Source organism: Pseudolysinimonas kribbensis, assembly GCF_030161895.1.
Taxonomy (GTDB): Bacteria; Actinomycetota; Actinomycetes; order Actinomycetales; family Microbacteriaceae; genus Pseudolysinimonas; species Pseudolysinimonas kribbensis.
Genome location: NZ_BSVB01000001.1, coordinates 810,582 through 835,043 on the forward strand (window position 1 = coordinate 810,582; position 24,462 = coordinate 835,043).

The 24,462-nt window shown below is 72.8% G+C and carries 22 protein-coding genes, 1 tRNA gene and 4 pseudogenes; 5 read left to right on the forward strand and 22 right to left on the reverse strand.

The features are described 5' to 3' along the window. Window positions 1–20: 20 nt before the first annotated feature. Entirely contained in the window at window positions 21–890 is an 870-nt protein-coding gene (locus tag QQK35_RS04495; protein WP_284253124.1) for a sugar phosphate isomerase/epimerase family protein, read from the reverse strand. Between the two features lie 100 nt (window positions 891–990). Here QQK35_RS04495 and QQK35_RS04500 point away from each other — a divergent pair. Further along, a pseudogene (locus tag QQK35_RS04500) lies at window positions 991–2,284 on the forward strand (FAD-dependent oxidoreductase); the annotation flags it as partial. Between the two features lie 147 nt (window positions 2,285–2,431). On the opposite strand, the pseudogene QQK35_RS04505 reads toward QQK35_RS04500, so the two are convergent. From QQK35_RS04505 to QQK35_RS04540, 8 genes and pseudogenes are all read right to left on the reverse strand, one after another. Continuing rightward, window positions 2,432–4,020: pseudogene (locus QQK35_RS04505) on the reverse strand (FAD-dependent oxidoreductase). Window positions 4,021–4,032: 12 nt separating this feature from the next. Then, on the reverse strand, window positions 4,033–4,746 hold the full coding sequence (locus tag QQK35_RS04510) for a GntR family transcriptional regulator (RefSeq protein WP_284253125.1): 714 nt from the start codon (window positions 4,744–4,746) through the stop codon (window positions 4,033–4,035). Further along, window positions 4,743–5,060, reverse strand: a complete 318-nt coding sequence (locus QQK35_RS04515; protein WP_284253126.1) for a beta/alpha barrel domain-containing protein — start codon at window positions 5,058–5,060, stop codon at window positions 4,743–4,745. The genes QQK35_RS04510 and QQK35_RS04515 overlap by 4 nt, the downstream gene beginning before the upstream one ends. Then, a complete protein-coding gene (locus QQK35_RS04520) occupies window positions 4,997–5,437 on the reverse strand; it encodes a beta/alpha barrel domain-containing protein (protein ID WP_284253127.1) in 441 nt (146 codons plus the stop codon). The genes QQK35_RS04515 and QQK35_RS04520 overlap by 64 nt, the downstream gene beginning before the upstream one ends. Continuing rightward, window positions 5,434–5,616 carry a hypothetical protein gene (locus tag QQK35_RS04525; RefSeq protein WP_284253129.1) on the reverse strand — a complete coding sequence of 61 codons (183 nt, stop codon included), beginning with the start codon at window positions 5,614–5,616 and terminating at the stop codon, window positions 5,434–5,436. The genes QQK35_RS04520 and QQK35_RS04525 overlap by 4 nt, the downstream gene beginning before the upstream one ends. Next, window positions 5,613–6,368, reverse strand: a complete 756-nt coding sequence (locus tag QQK35_RS04530; protein WP_284253130.1) for a BadF/BadG/BcrA/BcrD ATPase family protein — start codon at window positions 6,366–6,368, stop codon at window positions 5,613–5,615. Before QQK35_RS04530 ends, QQK35_RS04525 begins: the two co-directional genes overlap by 4 nt. A gap of 6 nt (window positions 6,369–6,374) precedes the next feature. After that, entirely contained in the window at window positions 6,375–6,698 is a 324-nt protein-coding gene (locus QQK35_RS04535; protein WP_284253131.1) for a Gfo/Idh/MocA family oxidoreductase, read from the reverse strand. Next, on the reverse strand, window positions 6,695–7,336 hold the full coding sequence (locus QQK35_RS04540; RefSeq protein WP_284253132.1) for a Gfo/Idh/MocA family protein: 642 nt from the start codon (window positions 7,334–7,336) through the stop codon (window positions 6,695–6,697). The genes QQK35_RS04535 and QQK35_RS04540 overlap by 4 nt, the downstream gene beginning before the upstream one ends. Before the next feature lie 281 nt (window positions 7,337–7,617). Between QQK35_RS04540 and QQK35_RS04545 the strand changes: the two genes are divergently transcribed. Next, window positions 7,618–7,938: a DUF3465 domain-containing protein gene (locus tag QQK35_RS04545; protein WP_431311834.1), complete on the forward strand. Its 321-nt coding sequence runs from the start codon at window positions 7,618–7,620 to the stop codon at window positions 7,936–7,938. Window positions 7,939–7,975: 37 nt separating this feature from the next. On the opposite strand, the gene QQK35_RS04550 is transcribed toward QQK35_RS04545, so the two are convergent. Together QQK35_RS04550 and QQK35_RS04555 are read right to left on the reverse strand one after the other, a co-directional pair. Then, a tRNA-Gln gene (locus QQK35_RS04550) sits at window positions 7,976–8,050 on the reverse strand. A gap of 67 nt (window positions 8,051–8,117) precedes the next feature. Further along, on the reverse strand, window positions 8,118–9,647 hold the full coding sequence (locus QQK35_RS04555; RefSeq protein ID WP_284253133.1) for a glycosyltransferase family 39 protein: 1,530 nt from the start codon (window positions 9,645–9,647) through the stop codon (window positions 8,118–8,120). Window positions 9,648–9,783: 136 nt separating this feature from the next. Here QQK35_RS04555 and QQK35_RS04560 point away from each other — a divergent pair, with 136 nt between their 5' ends. After that, window positions 9,784–11,895 carry an ATP-binding response regulator gene (locus QQK35_RS04560; RefSeq protein WP_284253134.1) on the forward strand — a complete coding sequence of 704 codons (2,112 nt, stop codon included), beginning with the start codon at window positions 9,784–9,786 and terminating at the stop codon, window positions 11,893–11,895. Window positions 11,896–11,916: 21 nt separating this feature from the next. Here the strand turns inward: QQK35_RS04560 and gltX are convergent. The 5 genes and pseudogenes from gltX to QQK35_RS04585 form a co-directional block, all read right to left on the reverse strand. Continuing rightward, window positions 11,917–13,433, reverse strand: a pseudogene (gene gltX, locus QQK35_RS04565) (glutamate--tRNA ligase). Window positions 13,434–13,464: 31 nt separating this feature from the next. Then, entirely contained in the window at window positions 13,465–14,319 is an 855-nt protein-coding gene (locus QQK35_RS04570) for an EamA family transporter (protein WP_284253136.1), read from the reverse strand. A gap of 10 nt (window positions 14,320–14,329) precedes the next feature. After that, a complete protein-coding gene (locus QQK35_RS04575) occupies window positions 14,330–15,367 on the reverse strand; it encodes a YeiH family protein (protein ID WP_284253137.1) in 1,038 nt (345 codons plus the stop codon). A 59-nt stretch (window positions 15,368–15,426) separates the two neighbouring features. Continuing rightward, window positions 15,427–16,716, reverse strand: a complete 1,290-nt coding sequence (locus tag QQK35_RS04580; protein WP_284253138.1) for an MFS transporter — start codon at window positions 16,714–16,716, stop codon at window positions 15,427–15,429. Between the two features lie 13 nt (window positions 16,717–16,729). Beyond that, a complete protein-coding gene (locus QQK35_RS04585) occupies window positions 16,730–17,506 on the reverse strand; it encodes a fumarylacetoacetate hydrolase family protein (RefSeq protein WP_284253139.1) in 777 nt (258 codons plus the stop codon). 23 nt (window positions 17,507–17,529) lie between these two features. Here QQK35_RS04585 and QQK35_RS04590 point away from each other — a divergent pair, with 23 nt between their 5' ends. Beyond that, window positions 17,530–18,183, forward strand: coding sequence for an alpha/beta family hydrolase (locus QQK35_RS04590; protein WP_284253140.1), 654 nt, complete (start codon window positions 17,530–17,532; stop codon window positions 18,181–18,183). An 80-nt stretch (window positions 18,184–18,263) separates the two neighbouring features. Here QQK35_RS04590 and QQK35_RS04595 read toward each other — a convergent pair whose 3' ends face one another. From QQK35_RS04595 to QQK35_RS04610, 4 genes and pseudogenes are all read right to left on the reverse strand, one after another. Continuing rightward, window positions 18,264–18,956 (reverse strand): DUF559 domain-containing protein, encoded by a 693-nt coding sequence (locus tag QQK35_RS04595; RefSeq protein WP_284253141.1) that lies wholly within the window; start codon window positions 18,954–18,956, stop codon window positions 18,264–18,266. 299 nt (window positions 18,957–19,255) lie between these two features. Further along, window positions 19,256–20,348: pseudogene (locus tag QQK35_RS04600) on the reverse strand (branched-chain amino acid aminotransferase). 41 nt (window positions 20,349–20,389) lie between these two features. Then, a complete protein-coding gene (locus QQK35_RS04605) occupies window positions 20,390–21,433 on the reverse strand; it encodes a 3-isopropylmalate dehydrogenase (RefSeq protein WP_284253142.1) in 1,044 nt (347 codons plus the stop codon). Between the two features lie 159 nt (window positions 21,434–21,592). Further along, on the reverse strand, window positions 21,593–21,730 hold the full coding sequence (locus QQK35_RS04610; RefSeq protein WP_284253143.1) for a hypothetical protein: 138 nt from the start codon (window positions 21,728–21,730) through the stop codon (window positions 21,593–21,595). 12 nt (window positions 21,731–21,742) lie between these two features. Here QQK35_RS04610 and QQK35_RS04615 point away from each other — a divergent pair, with 12 nt between their 5' ends. Beyond that, complete coding sequence (locus tag QQK35_RS04615) at window positions 21,743–21,889, forward strand: hypothetical protein (RefSeq protein WP_284253144.1); 147 nt, start codon at window positions 21,743–21,745, stop codon at window positions 21,887–21,889. Window positions 21,890–21,947: 58 nt separating this feature from the next. On the opposite strand, the gene serA is transcribed toward QQK35_RS04615, so the two are convergent. Together serA and QQK35_RS04625 are read right to left on the reverse strand one after the other, a co-directional pair. Continuing rightward, window positions 21,948–23,543: a phosphoglycerate dehydrogenase gene (gene serA, locus QQK35_RS04620; RefSeq protein ID WP_284253146.1), complete on the reverse strand. Its 1,596-nt coding sequence runs from the start codon at window positions 23,541–23,543 to the stop codon at window positions 21,948–21,950. A gap of 423 nt (window positions 23,544–23,966) precedes the next feature. Then, window positions 23,967–24,437, reverse strand: coding sequence for a hypothetical protein (locus tag QQK35_RS04625; RefSeq protein ID WP_284253147.1), 471 nt, complete (start codon window positions 24,435–24,437; stop codon window positions 23,967–23,969). Window positions 24,438–24,462: the final 25 nt, after the last annotated feature.

Here is a 24,462-nt window from a genome sequence, read left to right on the forward strand (position 1 = left end):
GCGACCGGCGTCGCCGCCGGTCAGTGGCCGCGGATGGTCGCGGCGGCGCGGAGGGCGCCCCGGATGTAGGCGTTCGCGTGCGCAGCGAGGTCGTCGCCGTCGTCCCAGAGGTTGCGCCAGATGCCGAGGATCCCGGTCAGGTCCGCCGACACCACGGCCGACGAGAACGACTCGAAGACGATCGGTCCGTCATACCGCGCCGCGTCGAGTGCATGGAAGAAGGAGTCGAAGTCGACCGTGCCCGTGCCGAGATAGCCCCGGTGGCTCTCCCCGATGTGCACGTAGTCGAGCCGGTCGCCGGCCGTGAAGACCGGGCTGAACATGTCCGGCTCCTCGATGTTCATGTGGTAGGTGTCGAGGTGGATGCCTACGGGCGCCTCGATGCCGTCGACGTACCGCACTGCCTGGACCGCGGTGTTCACGATGTTCGTCTCGTAGCGGTTGACGATCTCGATCGAGAGCCGCACGCCGCGCGCCGCCGCGGCCCGCGCCACGCGCCCGAGAGCCGCCTGGCCGTTCGCGACCTCCTCGGGCTCGGCGGCGCGGAAGCGCTTGGCCAACGGGCCGTAGATGACGCCGCACAGCCGCGTGCCGCCGATCCCGGCCACGACGTCGACCACCTCGGACAGGAACGACTCCCCCGCCGCGGCGACGCGGGGATCGGCGGAGCTGACGTTGCGATCCTCGGGCAGACCGAGCGATGCGGTCGCCTGCAGGCCGTGCTCGGCCAGCAGCGCGCGGGTGAGATCGACATCCCATTCGCCCGGGTCGAAGACCGGGAACTCGATGAGGTCGAATCCGGCTCGTGCGGCGCCCGTGATCGCGCGCTCGATCCCTGCGGCGTCGAACCGCCCGGTGAAGACGAGACCGTGGACTCCGATGGATGACATGACGCTCCTCTGCGACGGGATGCTGCGTCCCACATTAGGGCTAATGCGTGGCGCGATATAAGGGCTGGCGGAGCCGGACGGTAGCGCTAATGTTGATCTCATGACCGAGATCGACGCGCCCGCGACCTACGCCGAGCCCGCGCGCGCGGTGCCGGTGCTCGCGCAGGTGGACGTGCTCGTCGTCGGCGGCGGCCCCTCCGGTGTCGCGGCCGCGGTCGGCGCCGCGCGCACCGGGGCACGGACCCTCCTCGTCGAGCAGGGCGCGGCGTTTGGCGGCATGTGGACCTCGGGCCTCGTGATCACCCTGGCGGGATACAACTCCTGGCTGATGCCGGATCGCGTGCGCTGCGTGGCAGGAGTCGGCGGCGACTGGCTCGCCCGTGCCGAGGCGATCGGCGGAGCGCTGAACCACGACGGCTTCGCCCTCAGCTCCGATCCCGAGAAGATGAAGCTCGTCGCCGACCGGCTCCTCCAGGACGCCGGGGTCGAGGTGCTCCTGCATGTGCTCGCGACCTCTCCCATCGTCGAGGACGGCGCGGTGCGCGGGTGCATCATCGAGACCGTCGAGGGCAGACGGGCGATCCGCGCCGCGGTCACGGTCGACGGGACGGGGAACGGGGACATCGTCTCCCGATCGGGAGACGACTGGACCCAGGGCGAGACCCTCCAGCCGATGACCATGTCCATGCGGATCGGGAACGTCCAGCCGGTCGAGGCGGTCGACCATCTCGCGCCGCGACAGATCCCCATCGGGCCCGACGCCGGTCCGCTCATGGAGCCCGCGCTGAGCGAGTACGCGTCGGTCCGCGCCGACGTGCCCGTCGACATCCCCGCGATGCGCGAGATCCGGCGCCGTGGCGGGCTGCCGGTCTTCGGCGGACCCTGGTTCGGCGGCCTCGAGAAGGACGTGGTGTGGGTCAACACCACGCGCATCGTCGGCGACGCCACCGATATCCACGACTTCACGCGCGCCGAGATGCAGGGCCGCCGCGACAGCTTCGCGCTGTTCGAGTACTTCCGCGATCACGTCGACGGCTTCGCCGAGGGCGCCTGCTGCAGACCAGCCCGCAGATCGGCATCCGCGAGACCCGCCGGCTGATCGGCGAGTACACGATGACGGGCGACGACATCCGCGACGGGGTGGAGTTCGACGACGCCGTCGCGCTGGGCTGCTGGCCGATCGACGTGCACCCCGCCGAGGGGAGGTCGGGTCGCACTCGATGTTCGTCCCCGCACCGTACGGGATCCCCTACCGCGCTCTCGTGCCGGCCACCACGGACGGCCTGCTCGCGGCCGGCCGCTGCATCTCCGTCGACCGCGAGGCGCTCGGCTCGGTGCGGGTCGGGGCCACCTGCACCGCGACCGGGCACGCCGCCGGTACCGCGGCCGCCCTGAGCGCGCGGCACGGCATCCACCCGCGCGAGCTCGACGTCACCGAGTTGCAGGCGGTGCTGCGCGACCAGGGCGCGCTCGTGACGACGAGGACCTCGTCCCGCGTGCGGTCGCTCAGCCGTCGTGACCGAACAATCGTCGGGCATCTGCTAGCTCGGTGGCCCCCACGCCTGATCGACGCCGCGTGCCGCCACGAGCCGCCGGAAGGACTCGAAGCCGGCCGGGTCGGCCCGGATCGCCGCGGGCGGACGGTCGCGCTGGATCGCCTCGGCCGCGAGCAGGCCGGCGATCTCGCCGGTGACCCACTCGACCGGGTGGACGCGGTAGCAGCCGTTGGTGATGTGGGTGGCGCCGATCGTCTTGCCGGCTGCGACCAGGTTGGCGACGCGGACCGGGATGAGCGCGCCCAGCGGCACGGTGAACGGGTGCGTGGCGATGTCGACGTATCCGGTGCCGTCGACGGCCGGGTGCAGATCGATCCGGTAGTGCCCGAGCGCCACGGCATCCGGATAGACGACCGCGCCGCGATCTCCGCGCACCTGCACCGACAGATCCTGCTCGCGAGGCGTCGCGAGGGCGTCGATGCGGCGGGCCTCGCGGACGTACGGTGCCTGCGCCAGGCCGTCGTCGGTGCCGGTCACGTCGGGGCGCGGACGCAGCCCCGGCCAGCCGGCGCCCCCGTCCGGTCGGGGCGCCTCGGTCTGCAGCCAGTAGAGCAGGCTGAGCGTCAGGCTCTTCGCCGCCGCCCGATGCCGGCCGGCATCCACGTCGTCGATCGGGCCCGCGACGTAGTCGTTCATCGGCCAGTTGAGAACGGTGACGTCGCTGACGCCGTGGTGATCGCCGACCAGATGGTGCCGGTCGAACACCCGCCGGTACGTCCACAGCTCGGGCCGGAAGACGGCGGCCTCCATGTCGGAGTCCGCCTCGTCCGGGTTCGGCGTGAAGCGGGCGGTCATGGTCGCCCCGGTGCGCGGGTTCGGATAGCGCCAGTCGAGCATCGGCCCCGGCCACCCCGGGATGCGCAGTGCGCGCCAGGAGTCGTAATCCTCGGGACGGTCGATCGTCCACTCGCCCGCCACGTGCTCCACGGCGAGGCAGTGCGTCGCGGCCTGCATCCGTTCCGGCAGGGCCCGAGCGGGCGCGTGGGGCTCGCCCGTCATCGCCGCGGACTCCGCTCCGCGCCGGTGCTCCACGCCGGCCGCCTCCAGGAGCGTTCCCGTCTCGGAGGCCTCGACCACCATCCGCGGCTCGACCCGCAGGAGGTCGCCGTCGCGCAGGCGGAGGGTGACGGCCGCGATCCGGTCGCCGTCGACCTCGGCGTCGGCGATCGAGGACTCGCGCTCGACCCGGAGCACGCCGCGCGCGATCCACGGCCGGAGCATCGCCTCGATCACCCGCACCGCGAGCCGGGGCTCGATGCTCAACGGGCTCACCCATGCCGAGCCGGGGTTGAGAGCGGGATCGTCGCGGACGGCGGTGCGGAGGGGGTACGTACGGCGGAACTCCGCGCGCAATCCCCGGCGGAAGGCCCGGTACGTCGCGGAGGACCCGGTCCGCTCGATCCACCGGTGCTCGTCGAGCGGCACCGCCTGCGAGGTCGCCTGACCCCGAGCCAGCGGAACTCGTCGGCGATGAGCACCGTGCGTCCGGCCGCACACGCCGACAGCGCCGCGGCGACCCCGCCGAGACCGCCGCCCACGACGAGCACCTCCGGAGCCACCGCCCGCTCAGCCATCCCGACCGCGCCTCACCGGTGCCCGTTGCGGGTGGCGGTCAGGCTGAACTCGTACCGATCGCCGCGATACAACGAGCGCGCCCACTCGACGGATCGGCCCCGTGCGTCCTGGCCCACCCGTCGCACGTTCAAGACGGGAGCCCCGACGGCGATCCCGAGCAGGTCCGCCTCCTGGGCGGTGGCCACGGAGCTGGCGATCGTCTGCCGCGCGACCACGACCTCGATCCCGTACGCCGACCGCAGGAGCTCGTACAGCCCCGCCGAGACGTCGCGGGTGAGCAGGTCCGGCAACAGCTCGGCGGGCAACCGGACGTCCTCGACGCACATCGGCACCTCGTCGGCCAGACGCAGCCGCTCGATCCGGTAGACCAGTGCGCCGGGACGCAGGCCGAGACGCTCCGCCACGTCGCCGTCGGCCAGCTCCGGACCGGCGTGCAGGAGGCGGCTTCCCGGCGTCATGCCGCGGGCGCGCATGTCCTCGCTGAACCCGAACAGCGCCGTGCCCTTGTCGATCTTCGCGTCCGAGACGAACGTGCCCGACCCGCGCACGGAGTAGATCGATCCCGCGGCGGCGAGGGTGGTCAGCACCTGGCGCAGCGTCGTGCGGCTCATGCCGAGCTCGGCCGCGAGGTCGACCTCCCGGGGCAGCATCTCGTGGGGTCGCATCGTCTCGACCCGGCGGACGAGGTGGGTGTAGGCGCGGGATGCCTTGGTGCCGTCGGTCATCGGAACTCCTGCCGTGGAGGCAGGGCGGCCGCGAATCGCGCCGTCAGCCGGACGGGGTCGGAGATGGCGGTGCCGACGACGACGGCATGCGCGCCGAGGGCGACGGCGCGCTCCACCTCGGTCACGCGGGTGTAGCGCCCCTCCGCCACCACGGGGATCCCGGCCGCGTGCACGAGCGCTGCGACGAGGTCGATGTCGGGCGTATCGGGCACCTCGAGATCTCGAACCGTGTAGCCGGCGAGCGTCGTGCTCACGATGTCGGCGCCGCAGCCGGCCGCGTAGATCCCGGCCTCGACGCTGTCCACATCGGCCATGAACACGGCGCCCGCGGTGTGGGCGGCGTCCACGAGTTCGGGGAGGGTCGCGCCCCCTCCCGCGGCCGCACGGTGCCGTCCGCCGCGACGATCGCGGCCCCCGCCGCGATGAGCGCGCGCACATCGGCGACCGTGGGGGTGATGTACACGTCGCTCCCGGCGCTCGCGCGTTTGACGAGTCCGACGAGGGGAAGGCCGCAGTCGCGGGCGGCGCGCACGTGGGCGATGCTCTCGACGCGGGCGGCGACGGCACCGCCGACCCGCACCGCCTCGACCATGAGCCGCATGGCGGCCGGATCGCGGAACGGACTGTCGGGGGACGCCGCCTGACACGAGGCGATGAGCCCGCCGCGGATGGTCTCCAGCACGGTCGTCACCCCCGGCCCCTTTCTCCGGCCACGACGATCCCGCCGGCGTCGATGATGAAGCGGCTCACCAGGTCGCCGTACGGATGCCGGGAGCGGCCGGCCAGCAGCACGGCACCATCGAGCGCGTCGCCCCGCGGCTCGACGAGCCGGCAGCCCGCCGGCAGTCCGTCGGCGAGGGCGTCGGTCAACGCCGGGCCCGCGGCGGCGAGGCCCCGATCAGGCACACCTCCGCGGCTGCGGCATCGGCCCGGCGCAGCGCGATGGTCGCCGACCGGGCGAGCTCGGCCCCCGCGTCGGCCAGGATCCGCACGGCGCAGACATCGCCCGACCGGGCCGTCTCGGCGACCACGCGGGCGAACGACGCGACCTCGTCGACCGACGGCGGCGCGTCGGCCACGCGACGGCGAAGGTCCTCCCCCAGCATGCGGCGCGCCGCGTTCAGCAGCGCGGACTCCCGGCCGGGTGCGGCCCCGGTCTCCTCCTCGAGGAGGGCATCGCGCAGGGCCGACCGGCCGATCGCGTAGCCGGACCCCCGGTCGCCGAGCTCGTGACCGAGGCCGTCCACGCTGACCGCTCTGCGCCCGTCGCCGTACAGCACGACGGCTCCCGTGCCGGCGGCGATGACCGCCCCCGCTCCGCCGCCGAATGCGCCGAGGTGCGCGGTGACCGCGTCATCGGCCAGCACCACCGTGCCGCGGTAGCCGGCCGCGGCGAGGGCGTCGACGATGCGCGCTCGGTCGTCGCCCATCCGGTGATAGCCGCTGAGACCGACGCCGATCTCGTGCGCGCCGACGGCCGCCACGGCACCGACCGCGGCCAGCAGGGTGGACGCGACGGCATCCGACCAGTAGCCGCCCGCCTGCCCATGTCGCGAGGCGCCGGCCTCGATCGCGACCGAGCGGCTTCCGGACTGGCCGATGTCGACCCCGACGATCGCCATGGTCTGTCAGTCCGCGCGCGTCAGCCGGGCGTCGATCTGCTCGATCGTCGCCACCGCGGCGCGACCGTCGGCTGCGGTGACGGGCGACGGCATCCCGTCGCGGACGGATCGGATGAACTCCTGCAGCTCGGTCCGCAGGTTGAAGGCGCCCGCTCCCGACGGGCTCGGCCAGAACCGCGTGTCGCGGAACGACACCTCCCCGTCGCGCGAGGCCAGCAGCAGGTCGGAGTGACTGAGGTCGATCTCGATCAGTCCCCGCTCGCCGACGATCTTCACTCCGGCGTCGGCGCGCGAGGGACGGGAGTGCGGCAGCAGCCAGCTCTCGTTCATCGTGACGAGCCCCCGCCCGAGAGACGCAGCGTGGAGTGCACCACATCGGCCTGCTGCGAGAACCGCGACGCGGCGACCGCGGAGAGGACCTCGAGCTCCTGCCCGGTGAGGAACCGCACGAGGTCGACGTCGTGGATGCCGAGGAACCAGTGCACCCCCGTGCGGTCCCAGATGCCCTCCCCCACGGCCTGCGACGTGCACCGCCACACCTGGAGGTCCCAGACGTCGCCGATCGCACCGGCGTCGATCAGCTCCTTCGCCCGGATCACCCGCGGGTCGAAGCGGAGCACGTGGCCGATCATGAGCGTCGTGCGGTCGGTCACGCGCGCCGCGATGCGGTCGCACGCATCGGTGCTGAGCGCCATCGGCTTCTCGAGCAGCACGTGCGCGCCCGCGTCGAGGGCGGCGATGGTCGGCTGCTCGTGGAGATGGTCCGGCAGGCAGATGCTGAGGGCGTCGACGTGCGGAAGGAGCTCATCGAGCGTGTCGTACACCGGCACGCCGAGCGTCTCGTGCGCCCATCGCCGGTTGTCGGGGAGGAGGTCGGCCACCCCTGCGAGTTCCACCTCGGCCAGACCCGCGAGGGTCTGCGCGTGCAGCTTGCCTTGGACACCCGCTCCGAGAACACCGATCCGCATGTCGCGCTCCTTCTGCCGTCGACGCCCATTCATGCGCAATAAGGCCGCTCCTGTCAAGGATATGTACACACATGGATGATTCCTGCCCGTGACCCGCCGGAGCGCCCTGGCTAGGCTCGCAGCGTGAGGCGAAGGGGGCGCGCGGCGCCGTCGCCGCCCTCGTCCTGGTCGGGGCGGCCGTCGCGCTCGGACTCACCCAGGGATGGATCGCCGGACCGGCCCCCGCGCGCATCCCCGCGCCCGGCGCGGCACTCGCGAGCGCATCGACGACGCGCTCCGACATCCGCGCGCTCTTCGACGACCGGCGAAGCGGTATCGAGGTGCATGGCACGGGCACGGTCTCGCGCATCCTGCCCGACGACACCGCGGGGTCACGGCACGAGCGGTTCATCCTCACGCTGCCCGACGGGCTCACGATCCTCGTCGCATACGACATCGACATCGCGCCACGGCTGAACGGACTGCGCGTCGGCGACGCGGTCGCGTTCCTCGGGCAGTACGAGTGGAACGCCGAAGGCGGCACCGTGCACTGGACTCACCACGATCCGTCCGGGCGGCACGAGACCGGATGGCTCGAGTGGAACGATCGCACCTACGGGTGACCTGGATCGCGCTCGGCCTGCGCGTCGATCAGTCGTGTGGCTGGGGTGCCTGGACTCGAACCAAGAACAACTGAACCAGAATCAGCCGTGTTGCCAATTACACCACACCCCAATGCGGCGGCACGTCGCGCTCGAAAGCGCCGGGCCGAGGAGCAACTCTACCGTACGGACGAGGCCCGTCAGGCGCCCGGCCGGGTCAGGCGGTAGACGCTGTCGATGTGCAGCCGCTGCACCGCGTCGACGCGGTACCCGGCCCCGACGAGGCGCTCGATGTCGGGCGGGAGGCCGTGACCCGCTGTGTTCTCGATCGCGATCACCTCGCGACCCAGATCCGGCAGCGCCTGGTCGAGCGGGCGCACGACGTCCCACAGCTGGGTCCGCCGGTCGAACGGTGTGACCAGCTCGACGTCGCGCAGCCCGGTGAAGCGCTGCGGGAACAGGCGGTAGGCGAGTCGCGGGTCGATCGACGGTTTCGTGCCCTCGTCGAAGATGACGGCGTCGCCCCGGTGGCCGAGGTCGCCGGCCGCCTCCGCGGCCTGCTCGAAGTCGGCTCCCTCGGACTGCCCGTACGGCCCGCGTTGCGCGAGGTAGACCGGGGCGGAGACGCCGGCCGCGATGCCCAGCACCGCGGCACCGGCGGCGAGACGCAGCTCCCGTCCGCGCACCGACTCCGCGATGCGCACGGCGCCGAGCCCGATCAGCAGCGCGACGGCAGGGGCGGCGAAGGAGAGATAGCGTGTCGTGTAGACCGGCACGACGGGGTCGGCCAGCAGCAGGATCGCGGTGGGCAGCGCCATCCAGGTCAGCCCGAGCAGCACGGCCCGCCGTCCGCGCCGCCGGCGCAGCGACAGCACGACGCCGGCGAGGATGATCGCCCAGCCGACGACGGCAGGCCAGGGTTTGAGGAACCACTGGGTCACGAGCACGCCGCCGACGCTCACGACGCTGCGGTGGGCGAGGAAGGCGATCTGGTGCCGCTCGGACATGGCGAGCAGGGCGATGGGCGACGCGACGACGACGGCCGCGGCGCCGGCCCAGAGCCATGAGCGGATGAGGTCACGTCGCAGCACCAGCACCATGACCCCGACGACGAGCACGAGCAGCACGGCGTAGAGGAACATCCAGGCGGTGGCTCCGATCGCGACGCCGAGCAGGACCCAGGCGCGACGGCGGTGCCGGCCGCGCAGCAGCCGGACGACGAGCACCGCGATCCACACCGCCGCCGCCGCCGCGAACGCGTAGGAGCGGGCATCGGTGGCCAGGTAGGTGATCCGTGGCAGGGCGACGGCGGCGATGCCCGCGGCGACCCCGAGCCGGATGCCGCCGAGCCGCTCGCCGAGGACCACGACCCCGGCGACGAGGAATGCGACCGCGACCGCGCTCGGCGTGCGCGTGGCGAGCTCCGAGGTGCCGACCAGGCGGATCCAGACGTGCAGGAGTGCGTAGTAGGTGGTGTGCACCGCGTCGACGTGGGCCGCCATCGCGAACAGGCCGGGCAGGGAGCGCTCGGCCGACATGATGCTCGCCGCCTCGTCGCCCCAGTACGACGGCACCCCCGATCCGGCCCAGCCGATCAGCCCGCCCACGAGACCGAGAGACGCCGCGCGCGCCGCGGTCGACCTCCGCAGGACGGCACGCGCCGCGGCCCATCGCGAACGCGCCGGCCGCGCCGCGGGCGGCCGGACGGTCTGCGTGCCGAGGGTCGTCATGTCGCCCATGCTCCCCGGCACGCATGGGGAACCGGCCCGGATCGCGGCCGCGCGGGGTGAGAGGACTTTCAGGTCGCATCGATCCGGCGCCAAGTCTCCTCCCCGTAGGCTCGGATCCGACCTCAGGAGGTGCGTCGTGGTGCGTGCACTGGTCGTGGATGACGAACCGGAGATGGCGGCGCTCATCGCGCGCGGACTCCGCGGCGAGGAGTACCAGGTCGACATCGCCGACAACGGCATCGACGCCCTCTCGCTGGCGCGCGATACCGACGGGTACGACGTCGCCGTGCTCGATGTCATGCTGCCCGGGATGTCGGGGTTCGAGCTGTGCCGCCGGCTCAAGGAGGCGGTGCCGGGGATCGGCATCCTGCTGCTGACGGCGCGCGACGCGGTCGACGACCGGGTGCGCGGGCTCGACGCGGGGGCCGACGACTACCTCACGAAGCCGTTCCATCTCGCCGAACTCGCGGCGCGCCTGCGCGCCCTCCGGCGGCGCGGCCGGCTCGGCGCGGCCCGCGTCGAGGTGGGCGACACCGTGCTCGACCTCGCGCGGCAGCTGGTCTGGGTCGGCGAGCGCAAACTCCGGCTCAGCCGGACCGAGTTCGATCTGCTGCGGATGCTCGCCGAGCGCCCCGGCGAGGTGTTCGAGCGCGGGGCCATCCTCGGCGAGATCTGGGGGTCGGCGCGATACGACCCGAACATCGTCGACCAGTACGTGAGCTATGTGCGCCGCAAGCTCGATGCCGGCGGATCGGCGCTGAAGATCGTCACCGTGCGCGGCGTCGGATTCCGGCTCGAGGCGGTCGACCCGGCCGCAGCCGAGCCGCCGGCGGCCGGGCGTCCCGCGGCGCGCGCGCCCGCCGAGGACGCCGCCGCGACCCTCGGCATGAGGCTCTCCCGCCTCAGCATCCGCACCCGGATCACGGGCGGCAGCGTCGTCATCGCCCTCGCGATCTCGGTCGTCGCGGGGGTCGTGATCTTCGATCGGGTGCGCTCGATCGTCGACGAGGGCGAGCACGACCTGCTCGCGAGCATCGAGGCGCCGTACCGCACCGCCCTGCTCACGGAGCCCACGGAGGGCCTGGACGGGCCGGGCCGCGGCGAGCACATCGCCGTCGTCGACCCGACCGGTGCGCGCAAGGTCGACAGCCTCCCCCATGCGCTGCGGGACAGAATGGGCTCCCTGGTGGCGCTGCCCGACGGGTACCACATGGTGGCCGTCGGCGGCGTCCGCTACCTCGTGCGCGTCGCCTCCGTCACCAACTCCACCGGCACCTGGCACCTGGTGGCCGCCCGCAATGCCCAGGAGCAGACGACCGTGCTCACCCAGGTCTCCTGGCTGCTCATCATCGCGATCGCGATCATCAACGTCGGGTTCGGGGCGGCATCCTGGCTCATCGGCACGCTCGCCCTGCGGCCCGTCACCCGGCTGCGGCGCAGCGCGGTGCGGCTGGCGGCGCAGCCGGGCGACGAGCTGCTGCCGGTCGGTGCGGCCGACGACGAGATCACCGGGCTGGCGCGGTCGCTCAACGAGCTGATCGAGCAGCTGCGGGCGTCGGCGGAGCGCGAACGACAACTGGTCTCGGATGCCAGCCACGAGCTGCGCACGCCCCTCGCGATCCTGCAGACCCAGCTCGAGCTCGCCCAGGCGGGCGACGACGAGCGGGAGCTGCGGCGCGACCTCGCGTCGGCCCAGGCGACACTCGGCCGGCTGAGCACGCTCGCGACCTCGCTGCTCGAGCTGTCGCGGATCGAGGCGCAGTCCACGCCGGGCCGCGCGGACTACGCCGATCTCGCTCTCGAGCTCGCCGACGCCGCCGACCGGGCGCGCCTGCGCATCGGCGACCGCGCGATCGAGGTTGTCGCGCACGCGGATCCGGGCGCCGACGAGACGGCCGTCGCCGTGCCGATCGAGGACTTCGGGCGAGCCGTGGACAACCTCACGGGCAATGCGATCGCGGCGGCCGGCGATCGGCCCGCGCGCATCGAGCTCGCCCTGCGTCGCCGCGCCTCGGGCGCCGTGCTGTCGGTGCGGGACGACGCCGGCGGCATGGACCCGGACTTCGCCGACCGCGCACTCGTGCGCTTCGCCCGGGCGGCGCCGCGCCGCGACGGGGCAGGGCTCGGTCTCACGATCGTGGCCGGGATCGCCCGGCTGAGCGGGGGCGACGTCGCGCTCCACAACGACCCGGGCCGCGGGCTCGAGGTCGAGGTGCGGTTCCCCTGGGCCACGCAGCGGTTCGAGTGACTCGCGAGTGCCGCTACGGCACTACGCCGTCCGCAGGTGGCGCTGGAAGCGGTCGAGGCGCGCGAGCGTGGAGGCCTTGTCGAGGATCTCCATCGACTCGAACAGCGGCGGGCTGACCCGGCGTCCCGAGATCGCGGTGCGCAGCGGGCCGAAGGCGGTGCGCGGGTTCAACCCCGCGCCGCCCTCCTCGACCGGCACAGTGAGCGCCGCCCGCAGCGCCGCCTCGATCGCGGCCGCCGAGAAGTCGTCGAGGGGCTCCAGGGCGGCGACGGCGGCATCCAGTACGAGGCGCGCCTGGTCGGCGTCCTTCGGGAGCGCGTCGTCGTCGTAGTGGATCTCGTCGTCGGGCGTGAACAGGAAGCCGAGCATCCCGCGCGCCTCGCCGAGCACGTTGACGCGCTCCTGGACGAGCGGCGCCGCCTCGCGCAGGATCGCTGCCTGCTGCGGCGTCGGCGGGTCGGCGACGAGCCCCTCGAGGTAGGGCACGATGCGTCCGGCGAAGTCGGCCGGCTCGAGCATCCGGATGTGGTCGCCGTCGATCGCGTCGGCCTTCTTCTGGTCGAACCGCGCCGGGTTGGCGTTCACGTCGCGGATGTCGAACGCGGCGACCAGCTCCTCGCGCGAGAACACGTCGCGGTCCGCGGCGATCGACCAGCCGAGCAGCGCGAGGTAGTTCAGCAGCCCCTCGGGGATGAAGCCGCGATCGCGGTGGTGGAACAGGTTGGACTCCGGATCGCGCTTCGACAGCTTCTTCGACCCCTCGCCCAGCACGAGCGGCATGTGCCCGAAGCGCGGCACGAACGTCGTGATGCCGATGTCGATGAGGGCGAGATAGAGCGCGATCTGACGCGGGGTCGACGACAGGATGTCCTCGCCGCGGATGACGTCGGTCACCCCCATGAGAGCGTCGTCGACCGGGTTCGTGAGCGTGTACAGCGGCGCGCCGTTCGGCCGCACCAGCACGAAGTCGGGGAAGCTGCCCGCCCGGAACGTCACCGGCCCGCGGATGAGGTCGTCGAAGCTCAGGTCGACGTCGGGCACCCGCAGCCGCAGCGAGGGCTCGCGACCCTCGGCGCGGAAGGCGGCGCGCTGCTCGTCGGTCAGATCGCGCTCGTGATTGTCGTAGCCCTGCCGGGGGTCGCGGCCGGCGGCGCGATTGCGGGCCTCCATCTCCTCCGGGGTGACGAAGCTCTCGTAGAGGTGGCCGGCATCCCGCAGCGCCCGGATGACGTCCTGATAGACCCGCCCGCGCTGCGACTGGCGGTAGGGCTCGTGCGGGCCGCCGACCTCGGGGCCCTCGTCCCAGTCCAGGCCGAGCCAGCGCAGCGCGTCGAGCAGCTGCAGATAGCTCTCCTCGCTGTCGCGCTCGGCATCCGTGTCCTCGATCCGGAAGACGAACGTGCCGCCCGTGTGCCGGGCGTACGCCCAGTTGAACAGGGCCGTGCGCACCATGCCGACGTGCGGCGTGCCCGTCGGCGAGGGCAGAAGCGCACCCGGATGTCGGATCCGGTCGCGGTGGTGAAGGGGAGGTCGGCCATCGCCTCCGAGCCTACCGACGCAGCCGGTCCGTCAGCCGAGCGCGAGCGCCGCTGAGGCGGCGATGGCGAGCAGGATGCCGGCGAGCTGCAGCCGGCTGAGCCGCTCGCGCAGCACCACGAGGGCCAGCAGCACCGTGCCGAGCGGATAGAGCGAGTTGAGCACGCCCATGACGGCGAGCTCCCCGAGGTGCAGACCGATGACGAGCAGGATGGTCGCGACCACGAGGAGCAGCCCCGCGAGCAGGGCGTGCAGAACCGACCGGGCGTCGCGCAGGCCGGCCAGCTCGGAGGGGCCGCGGCGTGCGCGCCGGAACGCGAGCACGATCGTGAACACGACGAACGCCGCCGCGAGCTCGACGAGCAGCGGCTCGAGTCCCGACGCCGCGCTCGTGCGGTCCATCGCGATGATGTACCCGGCGTACGCGAGCCCGGCGATCGTCCCGAGCACGATCGCACGCCGGGTGAGCCGGGCGCCGTCGCGCTGCCGGGGCACCGCGAGCAGCAGGGCGGCGCCGACGACCGCGACGAGGGCGACGTAGCCGACGGGACGGAACCGCTCGCCGAGCGCGATGCCGACGACCGCGGGCACCACCGCGTAGATCATCGCGACCCCCGGCGAGACGACGCTCATCGGGCCGATGGCGAGGCCCGCGTAGAACGACCAGGTGCCGATCGCGCCGAGCACCCCGGCGACGGCGGCCAGGGCGGCGTCCTCGAGGGTCCAGACCGGCCGGTCGACGAGCACCGCGATCGCGGCCCCCACCACGGCGACCGCGGAGCCGAGCGTGCTCGCCAGAAGCGCCGGCATCCGGCGGGCGGCGAGACCGCCGAAGAAGTCGGAGGCGCCGTAGACGACCGCGCTCACGAGGCCCAGGATGGCGACCACGGCGGCGACGTCAGTGCGCGGCGACGAACGGCACGAGCAGCGCCAGGAGCAGGATGACGACCCAGCCGATCGCGCCCGCGGCGAGCGCCCGCGGCCCGGTCCGCACGAGCCGCTCGAGCCGCAGCGACGCGCCGATGCCGAACAGGGCGGTCGCGAGCAGAGCCGATTGCACGGTGGAGGCGACATCGAGCACGACCGGCGGCACCGGCGCGAAGGTGCGGATCAGCACCAGGGCCAGGAACCCGACGATGAACAGCGGGACGATCGGCGGCAGCGGCCCGCGCACGTCGTCGCCCGCGGCGCGCATCCGGCGGCGGGTCGCGACGGACGCGATGGCGACCATCGGCGCGAGCATGAGCACGCGGGTGAGCTTGACGACGATCGCGGCCGCCAGGGCGTACGTTCCCGCGGCGCCCGCCGTGGCGACCACCTGGCCCACGTCGTGCACGCTCGCGCCGACCCAGTCGCCGTAGATGCGGCCGTGGCCGAGCCCGAAGGGCAGAGCGAGCGCGGGCAGCACGGCGATCGCGGCCGTCCCGAACAGCGTGACCATCGCGACGGGAGCGCCGCCGTCGGCCGGGTCGGAGCGCCGTGCCGCGCTCATCGCCCCCACGGCGGAGACGCCGCAGATCGAGAAGCCCGCGGCGAGCAGCACGGGCTCGTCGCCGGGCAGCCGGAACGCGCGGCCGAGCAGGTACATCACGACGAAGCCGACGGCCACGAGCGCGATGATCAGCAGGATCGCGGCCCAGCCGAGCCGCCCGATGTCGACGAGGCTCAGCTGCAGCCCGAGCACGACGATCCCGATGCGCAGCACGCGTCGCGCCGCCAGGGCCAGGCCGGCCTTCAGCGCCCCGTCGAGTGCGCGCCGGGCGGGCGGGATGCATCCGACGATCACGCCCAGCACGAGCGACACCGTCAACCACGGCGCCCACGGCAGCAGGTCGTGCACGAGCCAGCCGATCGCGGCGGCGACCCCGGCGAGCAGGAGTCCCGGGACCCAGGCGATGCGGCTCGGGGCCGGCGCCCCCGCTTCCTCGGCACTCATCGCGATCCGAGCCTAGTGCTCGCCGTTCGGGCCGAGCACCGTGCGGTCGGCCGGCCAGCTCACGGCAGCTCCTCGCGGATGACGTCCGGATCCAGCGGGATCAGCTCGGCCGCGGCCGCCCCGGCGAGAGGCTGCTCACGCCGCCCGCGTCCGGCGCGGAAGCCCACCGTGGCGAGCACGGCGAAGACGAGGGCGAGTGCGATGAAGGCGAGCGCGGCATAGCCGAGCGTGGCGACCGCGACCCCGGCGAGGGCTCCGCCGACGGCTCCGGACGCGCTCATGATGAGGTCGGAGCGACCCTGCACGCTCGTGCGGCGTTCCGGCGCCGCCGACTCCGACACGAGGGCGGCGGCCGCGACGGTCGAGGCGCTCCAGCCGAGTCCGAGCAGCACGAGCCCGAGCATGACGAGCGCCTCGCTCCGGGCGCCCGCCCCGACGCAGACGAGGCTCAGCAGCAGCAGCCCCTGCCCGACCAGGATCGCCCGTTCGCGGCCGACCCGGTCGGCGAGGATGCCGAACACGGGTGACAGTCCGTACATCCCGGCGACGTGCAGGCTGATGGTGAATCCGATGACGACGAGCCCGCCCCCGAGCTCCTGGATGTGCACGGGCGTCATCGACATGACCGACACCATCGTCGCGTGGCTCGCGGCCAGCGCCACGATGCCCGTCGTGACACCGTTGCGATCCGGCGGCGAGCCGGCGGCGGCAGGGCCGGCGGCCGCCGCGGCCCGCGCCGCGAACCGCAGCGGATCGGGCCGGATGCCGATGACGTACACGACGGCGGCGAGCAGCTGGGCGAGCAGCGTCACGAGGAACGGCCCCGCGAGCGGTGGCAGCCCGATCCCCTGGCCGAACCGGTCGGCCGGGTCGATGAGGTTCGGCCCGAGCACGGCCCCGACGGTCGTGGCCCACACGACGATCGCGAGATCGCGGGCACGGCTGCGCGGGTCGGAGAGGTCGGTGGCCGCGAATCGCGACTGCAGGTTGACGGCCGTGCCGACGCCGATGAGCACCATGGCGATGAACAGGGGCGCGACCGAGCCGAGCACCGCCGCCAGCACGCCGAGCGCGGCCCCTGCGGCGGCGACGACGCCGCCCGTCGTGAGGGCCGGCGCTCGACCGTGGCGGCGCGCGAGTGCGGCCAGCGGCAGGGCGGCCGCGGCGGCACCCAGGGTCGTCAACGTGGCGGCCATCCCGGCCCAGGCGTCGGAACCGGTGACGTGCGCGATGAGCAACGATCCGGCGGAGAGCGTGCCGCCCATGCCGACGCCGGCCATCGCCTGGCCGATGATCAGCGAGACGCGCACCCGCCGATGCAGCCGCGCGCGGTCGACGCGCTCGCTCATGCGCCGGCCATGCTCAGCCGTCGCGGTTCCGCGCCGGGTTGCTCAGGCGCCCGATGCCCTCGATGTCGATGTCGACCACCTGGCCGTCGACGAAGCCGCCGAGCCCCGACGGTGTGCCGGTCATGATGATGTCGCCGGGCAACAGCGTCCAGACGTCGGAGATGTACTCGATGAGCTCCGGCAGCTTGTGCAGCAGGTCCTTCGTGTTGCCGTGCCGGCGGGGCTCCCCGTCGACGTAGGTCTGGATCTCCAGATTCGTCGGGTCGAGCTCCGTCTCGATCCAGGGCCCGATCGGCGCGAACGTGTCGTAGCCCTTGGCGCGGGCCCACTGCCCGTCGGCGAACATCTGGTCACGCGCCGAGACGTCGTTGCCGATCGTGTAGCCGAACACGTAGTCGGCCCAGTTCTCGGCCTTGACCTGCTTCGCGATCCGGCCGACGACCATGACCAGCTCGCCCTCGTGGGTGATGCGGCCCTCGACCGGCGGGATCTGGATGGGGTCGCCCGGACCGACCACGGCGGTGTTCGGCTTGAGGAAGATCAGGGGCGTGTCGGGCGCGTCCACGTTGGCCATGTCGTTGCGGTGCTCGGCGTAGTTGAGGCCGACGCACACGACCTTCGAGCGCGGGATCACCGGGGCCAGCAGCCGGACGTCGGCGAGCGCGACCCGCTCTCCCGTCGTGTCGAACCCGGCGAAGATGGGGTCGCTGCGCAGCACGACGACCTCCTCGCCGTCGACGATGCCGTACCGGGGGTCCTCGCCCTCCGTGGCGAATCGGGCGACCTTCACGCTCCGAGCCTAGCCTTGCCTCCGTGCCCGATCTGCTGATCACCGGGCCCGACGACGGGCCGACGCTGATGCTGGCCCATGGGGCGGGGGCGGCGATGGACTCGCGATGGATGGATGACATGGCCGCCCGCCTCTCGGCCCGCGGCATCCGGGTCGTGCGCTTCGAGTTCGCCTACATGGCCGCCCGCCGCTCCGGCTCGCGTCCCCCCGTCCCCCGCGCGGACCGCGTGCTCGGCGAGTACCGCGTCGCGTGGGAGCAGGCCGGGCGTCCCGCGCTCATCGGCGGCAAGTCCTACGGCGGGCGCGTGGCCTCGATGGTGGCGGACTCGCTCCGACCCGACGGCCTCCGCGGGCTGGTGTGCCTCGGCTACCCGTTCCACCCGCCGGGCCGGCCCGAGCAGCTGCGCACGGCGCACCTCGAGCACCTCGCGACCCCCGCCCTCATCTGCCAGGGCGAGCGCGACCCGATGGGCACCACCGCCGACGTCGCGGGCTACGCGCTCGCGCCGACGATCACGATCTCGTGGGCGCCCGACGGCGACCACGACCTCCGCCCGCGCAAGGCGTCGGGCCATACCCCGGCCGAGAACCTCGACGCCGCCGCCGCCGCGGTCGCCGCCTTCGCCCGCCGCCACCCGTCAGGTCCGTTCCCCCTCCTCCCTCCCCCGTCCATCTGACGCAACTGACCAGTCCTAAGCGGTGAAGCGGGGCATTCGCGTCAGGTCGATCGACGCGGGATGCCGGTAGCCGCACTGGTTCAGACGACGCACGAGGCGCGCGACGAGGACCCCGGCGCGTGGAAGAGCTCGTGACGACGGACACGCACCACCATCCAGCCGTCGTCGACGAGGGCCTCGTGACGGTCGGCGTCCGAATCCCACACGTCGTCATGCCATTGGCCGTCGTATTCGATGACGATGCGATACAGCGGCCAGCACAGATCGGGCACCACCAACCGGCCGATCGAGAGGACGATCGGCCGGTTGAGCTCGGGCTCGGGCAGTCCCGCCGCGACGATGAGCAGCCGCAGGAAGGTCTCCGGCCGCGACCAGCTGCCGATCCGGATGGACGGCAGGGCCGACCGCGCCGCCCGGACCCCCGGCGATCCGGTCCGCTGCGCAACCGCCGCCGCCAGGTCCTCGACCCCGCACAGCGGCGGTCGACGGAGGGTGCCGGAGACCAGACGATCGCCGACGGCGACGAGATCGACGATGGAGAGCCGGCGACCCAGGTCGACCCAGACCAGTGCGGCGTGGAGCGCCGGGATGCCACGGATCCGACCGACCGCACCGTCGCCTCGTTCCACGCCGACCACGCCGGGGCGCCGCATGGCGCGTTGCGGCCGCAGCGAGGAGACGTGCAGACGCGGGTCCCGCTCGAGCCGCAGGGGCAGAGGCGCACCCATGAGCAGTGCCGCAGTCGGCCCGGTGAACGCCTGCGTGGACGACATGAGCGGCATCAGGGCTCGGCATCGATCTTCGAGGGTCTCCAAGCGGTGGGCTCTGCCGCCGTGATGCGGACGGACGAGGTCCCGCGCGTCGACGCGATGACGCGAGATCCCCGCGGATCGCGCCCGCCCCACGCGGAATGCGGAGCCGTCGAAGGGGCCGGGCAGATCGCGCCGACGTGTCATGCCGGCATCCTGGGCTCCTCGCGGAGCGCCCGGGGCCGCCTCACGTCGGCTGTCTGACGCGAATGCCCGGGTCCCCTGGGGAGGACTGGGCATTCGCGTCAGATGGATGGACCGCGCTACGCGTCGAGGCGGGTCAGCCACCCGTGCCGGTCCGCGGCGCGGCCGTATTGGATGTCGAGGAGCTCCGCGCGCAGCTGCATCGACACGCGCTCCCCGGCCGGCTCCGTCATCCAGATGCCGAAGTCGGGGCTCTTGATCTCGCCGATGGGGGTGATCACGGCGGCCGTGCCGCACGCGAACGCCTCGACGATCTCGCCCGACGCCGCGCCGTCGCGCCACTCGTCGATCGACACCCGGCGCTGCTCGACGGCGTAGCCGCGGTCCACCGCGAGCTGCAGCACCGAGTCGAGCGTGATGCCCTCGAGGATCGAGTCGGAGTCGGGCGTGATGAGCTTCTGGTCGCGCGTGACGAGCACGATGTTCATGCCGCCGAGCTCCTCGAGGTACTTCCCTCCTGGGCGTCGAGGAAGAGCACCTGCTGGCAGCCGTTCTCGTACGCCTCCTGCTGCGGCAGGAGCGACGCGGCGTAGTTGCCGCCGGTCTTGGCCGCGCCGAGCCCGCCGTGCCCCGCGCGCGTGAACGTGGTCGAGAGCCAGATCGAGAGCGGCTCCGGCCCCGACGTGAAGTACGCGCCGGCGGGCGAGGCGATGAGGTTGAAGTTGACCTTCTTGGCGGCGCGCACGCCGAGGAACGCCTCCTTGGCCCACATGAACGGTCGCAGGTACAGCGAGGTCTCCGGCTCGGCCGGCACCCAGTCGCCGTCGACGGCGATGAGCTGCTTGAGGGCGTCGATGAAGTACTCGGTCGGCAGCTCCGGCAGCGCGAGGCGCCGGGCCGAGCGCTGCATCCGCGCCGCGTTCTGCTCCGGGCGGAAGCTCCAGATCGACCCGTCGGCGTGCCGGTACGCCTTGAGCCCCTCGAAGATCTCCTGGGCGTAGTGCAGCACCGCGGCCGCCGGCTGGATCGAGATGGGGCCGTACGGCATGACGCGGGGCCGGTGCCACCCGCCCTGCTCCGACCAGCACACGTCGACCATGTGGTCGGTGAAGTAATTGCCGAACCCGGGGCCTTCAGGATCTCGGCGCGCTCCTCGGCCGACTTCGCCCCGTCGTTGCGGGTGACCTGCCAGAGCAGGTCCTGGTTCGCCATCGGGAGCAGGTTGATCGCCATGGGTGCGCCTTTCGTCCTATCTACAGTCTGGAGCGGATCGCGTCGCCGACGTCGCCCGTCGAGCGCGGGGCGCCGGCGCGATCCGCGAGGTCGGTCGCGACCGCGGCCTCGATCCGGCGGGCCGGCTCCGGCATCCCGAGATGATCCAGGAGCAGGACGGTCGACAGGATCGCGGCCGTGGGGTCGGCCTTCTGCTGCCCCGCGATGTCGGGAGCCGATCCGTGCACGGGCTCGAACATCGAGGGGAACGCGCCGTCGGGGTTGATGTTGCCCGAGGCCGCCAGTCCGATGCCGCCGCTGATAGCGCCCGCCAGGTCGGTGAGGATGTCGCCGAAGAGATTGTCCGTGACGATCACGTCGAACCTAGCAGGGTCGGTGACGAGGAAGATCGTGGCCGCGTCGACGTGCAGGTAGTCCCATTCGACATCCGGATGCCGCTCGGCCTCGGCGCGCACGAGCCGCGTCCAGAGGGCCCCGGCGTTGGTGAGCACGTTCGTCTTGTGCACGAGCGTGAGCCGCTTGCGGCGCCTCTCGGCGACCTCGAACGCGTAACGCACGAGGCGCTCCACGCCGTAGGCGGTGTTGAGGCTCACCTCGGTCGCGATCTCAGCGGGCGTGCCGATCCGGATGGCGCCGCCGTTGCCGACGTACGGCCCCTCGGTGCCCTCCCGCACCACCACGAAGTCCACGTCGCCCGGCCGGACCAGCGGGCTCACGACACCCGGGAAGACGCGGGTCGGCCGGAGGTTGACGTAGTGATCGAAGGCGAACCGCAGCCTCAGCAGCAGGCCGCGCTCGATGATCCCGCCCGCGAGCCGCGGGTCGCGCGGATCGCCGCCGACCGCGCCGAGCAGGATCGCGTCGTGCGCCGCGAGGGCGGCGAGGTCGTCGTCGGAGAGGATCTCGCCCGACTCGAGGTAGTGGGTCGCACCGAACGGGTAATTGGTCGTCGTGATCGCCGCGTCGGCGCCGAGCGCGGCCCGCAGGGTCTCGACGGCCTCCGGCACCACCTCGCGACCGATCCCGTCGCCCGGGATCACGGCCAGGTCGATGCTGCGGGTCACGTCGCGGGGCTCCATTCGCATACGGGCCGAGTGAATGTCCAGGCGACATCCAGGGTGCCGGGCGGCCCCGGATTTCCGGGGCTCGCGAGAGGGTCCCAGCCTATCCCGCGCCGTCCCCGGCCTCGGAGATGAGACAGGCCTCACCAACCGGGCTTAGCGTCAGGCCGTACCCGGGAACACTCCCGGAACGAGATAGGAGCTGACCATGGTGGTAGGTGGAGTCCTGCTGTTCGTCGTCGGCGCGATCCTCGCGTTCGGCGTCTCCTTCGCGGTGCCGGGCGTGAGCATGCCCATCATCGGGGGATCCTCATGGTGGCCGGCGTCGTGCTGTTCATCGTCGGCCTGGTCGCGATGATGCGCCGCCGAGGAGCCACGACCGTCGAGCGCACCGCCGTCGACCCGGCCACGGGCAACTCGGTGCGGAGTTCGTCGACCGACGTCGACCCGCCGGTCTGAGCGGACGAGCGGGTCGAGGAGCCGCGGTGTTCCTCGACCCGCTCGCTCCTGGACCGCCCTATGCCTCGACGATGTCGATCTCGCGCACGTCGTCCGCGTCGATGGCGCCGCGCACGCGCTCGAGCACGTCGTCGGGCACCGGCGAGTCGACCGTCACGATCGTCAGAGCCTGCCCGCCAGCGCTGCGCCGGGCGATCTGCATGCCGGCGATGTTGACGCCCGCCTCGCCGAACTCGCGCCCGTAGGCCGCGACGATCCCCGGCCGGTCGGTGTAGAGCATGACGACGTGGTGCTCCGCGATCGGCACCTCGATGTCGTACCCGTTCAGGCCGATGATCTTCTCGACCATCTTGGTACCCGACAGGGTGCCCGACACCTCGACGGTCGTGCCGTCGGAGAGCACGCCGCGAAGCGTGGTCGTGTTGCGGTAGTCCCTGCTGTCCTCGGCGGTCGACAGGCTCGACGCGATGCCGCGCTGCTCGGCGAGCAGCGGCGCGTTCACGTACGACACGTTCTCGGTCACCTGGTTCGTGAAGTAGCCCTTGAGCGCCGCGAGCCGGTAGACGCTCACGTCGTAGGCGGCGAGTTCGCCGCGCACGTCGATCTCGAGGTCGGTGAGCGCGCCGTGTCCGGCCACCGCGGCGAGGATCTGGCCGAGCTTCTCGACGAGCGCGATGCCCGGGCGTACGAACGGGTCGATCGCGCCGCCGGCGACGTTGACGGCATCCGGCACCAGCTCGCCGCCGAGGGCGAGCCGCACCGAACGCGCGACCGAGACGCCTGCCTTCTCCTGCGCTTCGTCGGTGGAGGCGCCGAGGTGCGGGGTGACGACGATGTTCGGGGCCGCGGTGAGCACGTCGTCGGCCGGGGGCTCGCTGGAGAAGACGTCGATGCCCGCGCCGGCGATCTGACCGTCGCGCAGCGCCTGGGCGAGAGCCGCCTCGTCGATCAGGCCGCCGCGGGCCACGTTGACGATGTACGCCGTCGACTTCATCGCGGCCAGCTGCGGCCCGGCGATCATGCCCGTCGTCTCGGGCGTCTTCGGCATGTGGATCGTGATGAAGTCGGACTCCGCGAGCACCTCGTCGAGGCTCACGAGCCGCACCCCGAGCTGCTGCGCGCGCGCCGCGGTGACGTACGGGTCGTAGGCGATGACCTCCATGCCGAATGCCTGCATGCGCTCGGTGATGAGGGCGCCGATGCGGCCGAGACCGATGATGCCGAGGGTCTTCTCGAACAGCTCCGTGCCGGTGTACTTGGAGCGCTTCCACTCCCCCGCCGCGAGACTCGCGTGCGCGGCCGGGATGTGGCGGGCGAGACTCAGGATGTGCCCGATGGTCAGCTCGGCGGCGCTGATGATGTTGGAGGTCGGCGCGTTCACGACCATGACGCCGGCCTCGGTCGCCGCCTTGATGTCGACGTTGTCGAGCCCGACGCCCGCGCGCGCGATGACCTTCAACTGCGGGTTCGCGGCGATCGCCTCCGCATCCATGCGGGTCGCCGATCGGATGAGCACGGCATCCGCCCCCGCGAGCGCCGCGAGCAGCGCCGGGCGGTCGGTGCCGTCGACCGACCGGATCTCGAAGTCGGGCCCGAGGGCTTCGACGGTGGCGGGAGACAGTTCTTCGGCGATCAGCACGACCGGCTTGGCCACGGAGGATCCTCTACGTAGGCGAAAGGGGTGACGCCAGCCTACCGGGGCGCGCGGGGTGCCCGGACCGCCGGGCGGGTCCCGTCCGGCGGGCGACTGAGCCGCGCCTCAGAGCAGGAACGGGGCGAGCGCGATCCCGGCGATGGTGAGCGCGTTCGCGGCGCAGAGCCCCGCGCCCAGCAGGATGGTGCGCAGCACGGGGTGCGCGCTCGGCCGAGGAGCAGCCCCCGACGTAGAGCGCGACCGGGATCGCGACCGCCACGATGAGCAGCCACCACGGCGTGCGTCCGCCGACCTGTGCGGGGTACTCGACGAGATCGGAGACCGCCCAGAACAGCGGACCGGCGTACAGGATCGCGAAGGCGACCGCGATGATCCAGGTCGCCGTGCGACCGGCCGGGGCGGCGGCCGTGTTCTGCTCGTCGCTCATCCGGCCAGCCCCAGGAGCACGGGCCACGGCAGCAGCAGGCCGACGCCGAGCGCGAACCACCCGGCCCGCAACGCCGGCCGATCGCGGGTGAGCGCGATCACCGCCGCGAACCAGATCGGGGCGGCCACCATCGCCGTGAACTCGCCGAACTGCCACACGACCTCGGGAAAGAGGTCGGCCGACGGCGCTGCGGTCAGCTGCACCGAATAGATCCAGCCCACCGTGATGGCCAGGTACAGGATGCCGAACACGACCGCCAGCGCGGCGCCCGGCACGTCGCGCGGCGTCGCCGGCGGCTCGAACTCCTGGTCCTCGTCGTCGCCGGCCGACTCCAGCGTCGACTCCTCGGCCGGGTCGGGTGCCGCGAGCCGCGGACGTCGGCGGCCCTGCTCCTCGTCGCCGGCCCAGGTGAGCGCCTCGTCGTCGACGTCGCCGCCCTCGGGCGTCGGGTCGGTCGGACTGGCCACGTCCCTATCGTTCCACTCCCGCGCC

Coding starts and splice junctions, on each gene's coding strand:
- QQK35_RS04615 (WP_284253144.1), top strand. CDS start 21,743: ATGGTGGCCGGCGTCGTGCTGTTCATCGTCGGCCTGGTCGCGATGATG.
- QQK35_RS04610 (WP_284253143.1), bottom strand. CDS start 21,730: ATGATGGGCATGCTCACGCCCGGCACCGCGAAGGAGACGCCGAACGCG.
- QQK35_RS04495 (WP_284253124.1), bottom strand. CDS start 890: ATGTCATCCATCGGAGTCCACGGTCTCGTCTTCACCGGGCGGTTCGAC.
- QQK35_RS04510 (WP_284253125.1), bottom strand. CDS start 4,746: ATGACCGACGGCACCAAGGCATCCCGCGCCTACACCCACCTCGTCCGC.
- QQK35_RS04575 (WP_284253137.1), bottom strand. CDS start 15,367: ATGAGTGCCGAGGAAGCGGGGGCGCCGGCCCCGAGCCGCATCGCCTGG.
- QQK35_RS04555 (WP_284253133.1), bottom strand. CDS start 9,647: ATGACGACCCTCGGCACGCAGACCGTCCGGCCGCCCGCGGCGCGGCCG.
- QQK35_RS04535 (WP_284253131.1), bottom strand. CDS start 6,698: ATGAACGAGAGCTGGCTGCTGCCGCACTCCCGTCCCTCGCGCGCCGAC.
- QQK35_RS04530 (WP_284253130.1), bottom strand. CDS start 6,368: ATGGCGATCGTCGGGGTCGACATCGGCCAGTCCGGAAGCCGCTCGGTC.
- QQK35_RS04595 (WP_284253141.1), bottom strand. CDS start 18,956: ATGTCGTCCACGCAGGCGTTCACCGGGCCGACTGCGGCACTGCTCATG.
- QQK35_RS04540 (WP_284253132.1), bottom strand. CDS start 7,336: ATGCGGATCGGTGTTCTCGGAGCGGGTGTCCAAGGCAAGCTGCACGCG.
- QQK35_RS04580 (WP_284253138.1), bottom strand. CDS start 16,716: ATGAGCGAGCGCGTCGACCGCGCGCGGCTGCATCGGCGGGTGCGCGTC.
- QQK35_RS04515 (WP_284253126.1), bottom strand. CDS start 5,060: ATGGCCGATGTGGACAGCGTCGAGGCCGGGATCTACGCGGCCGGCTGC.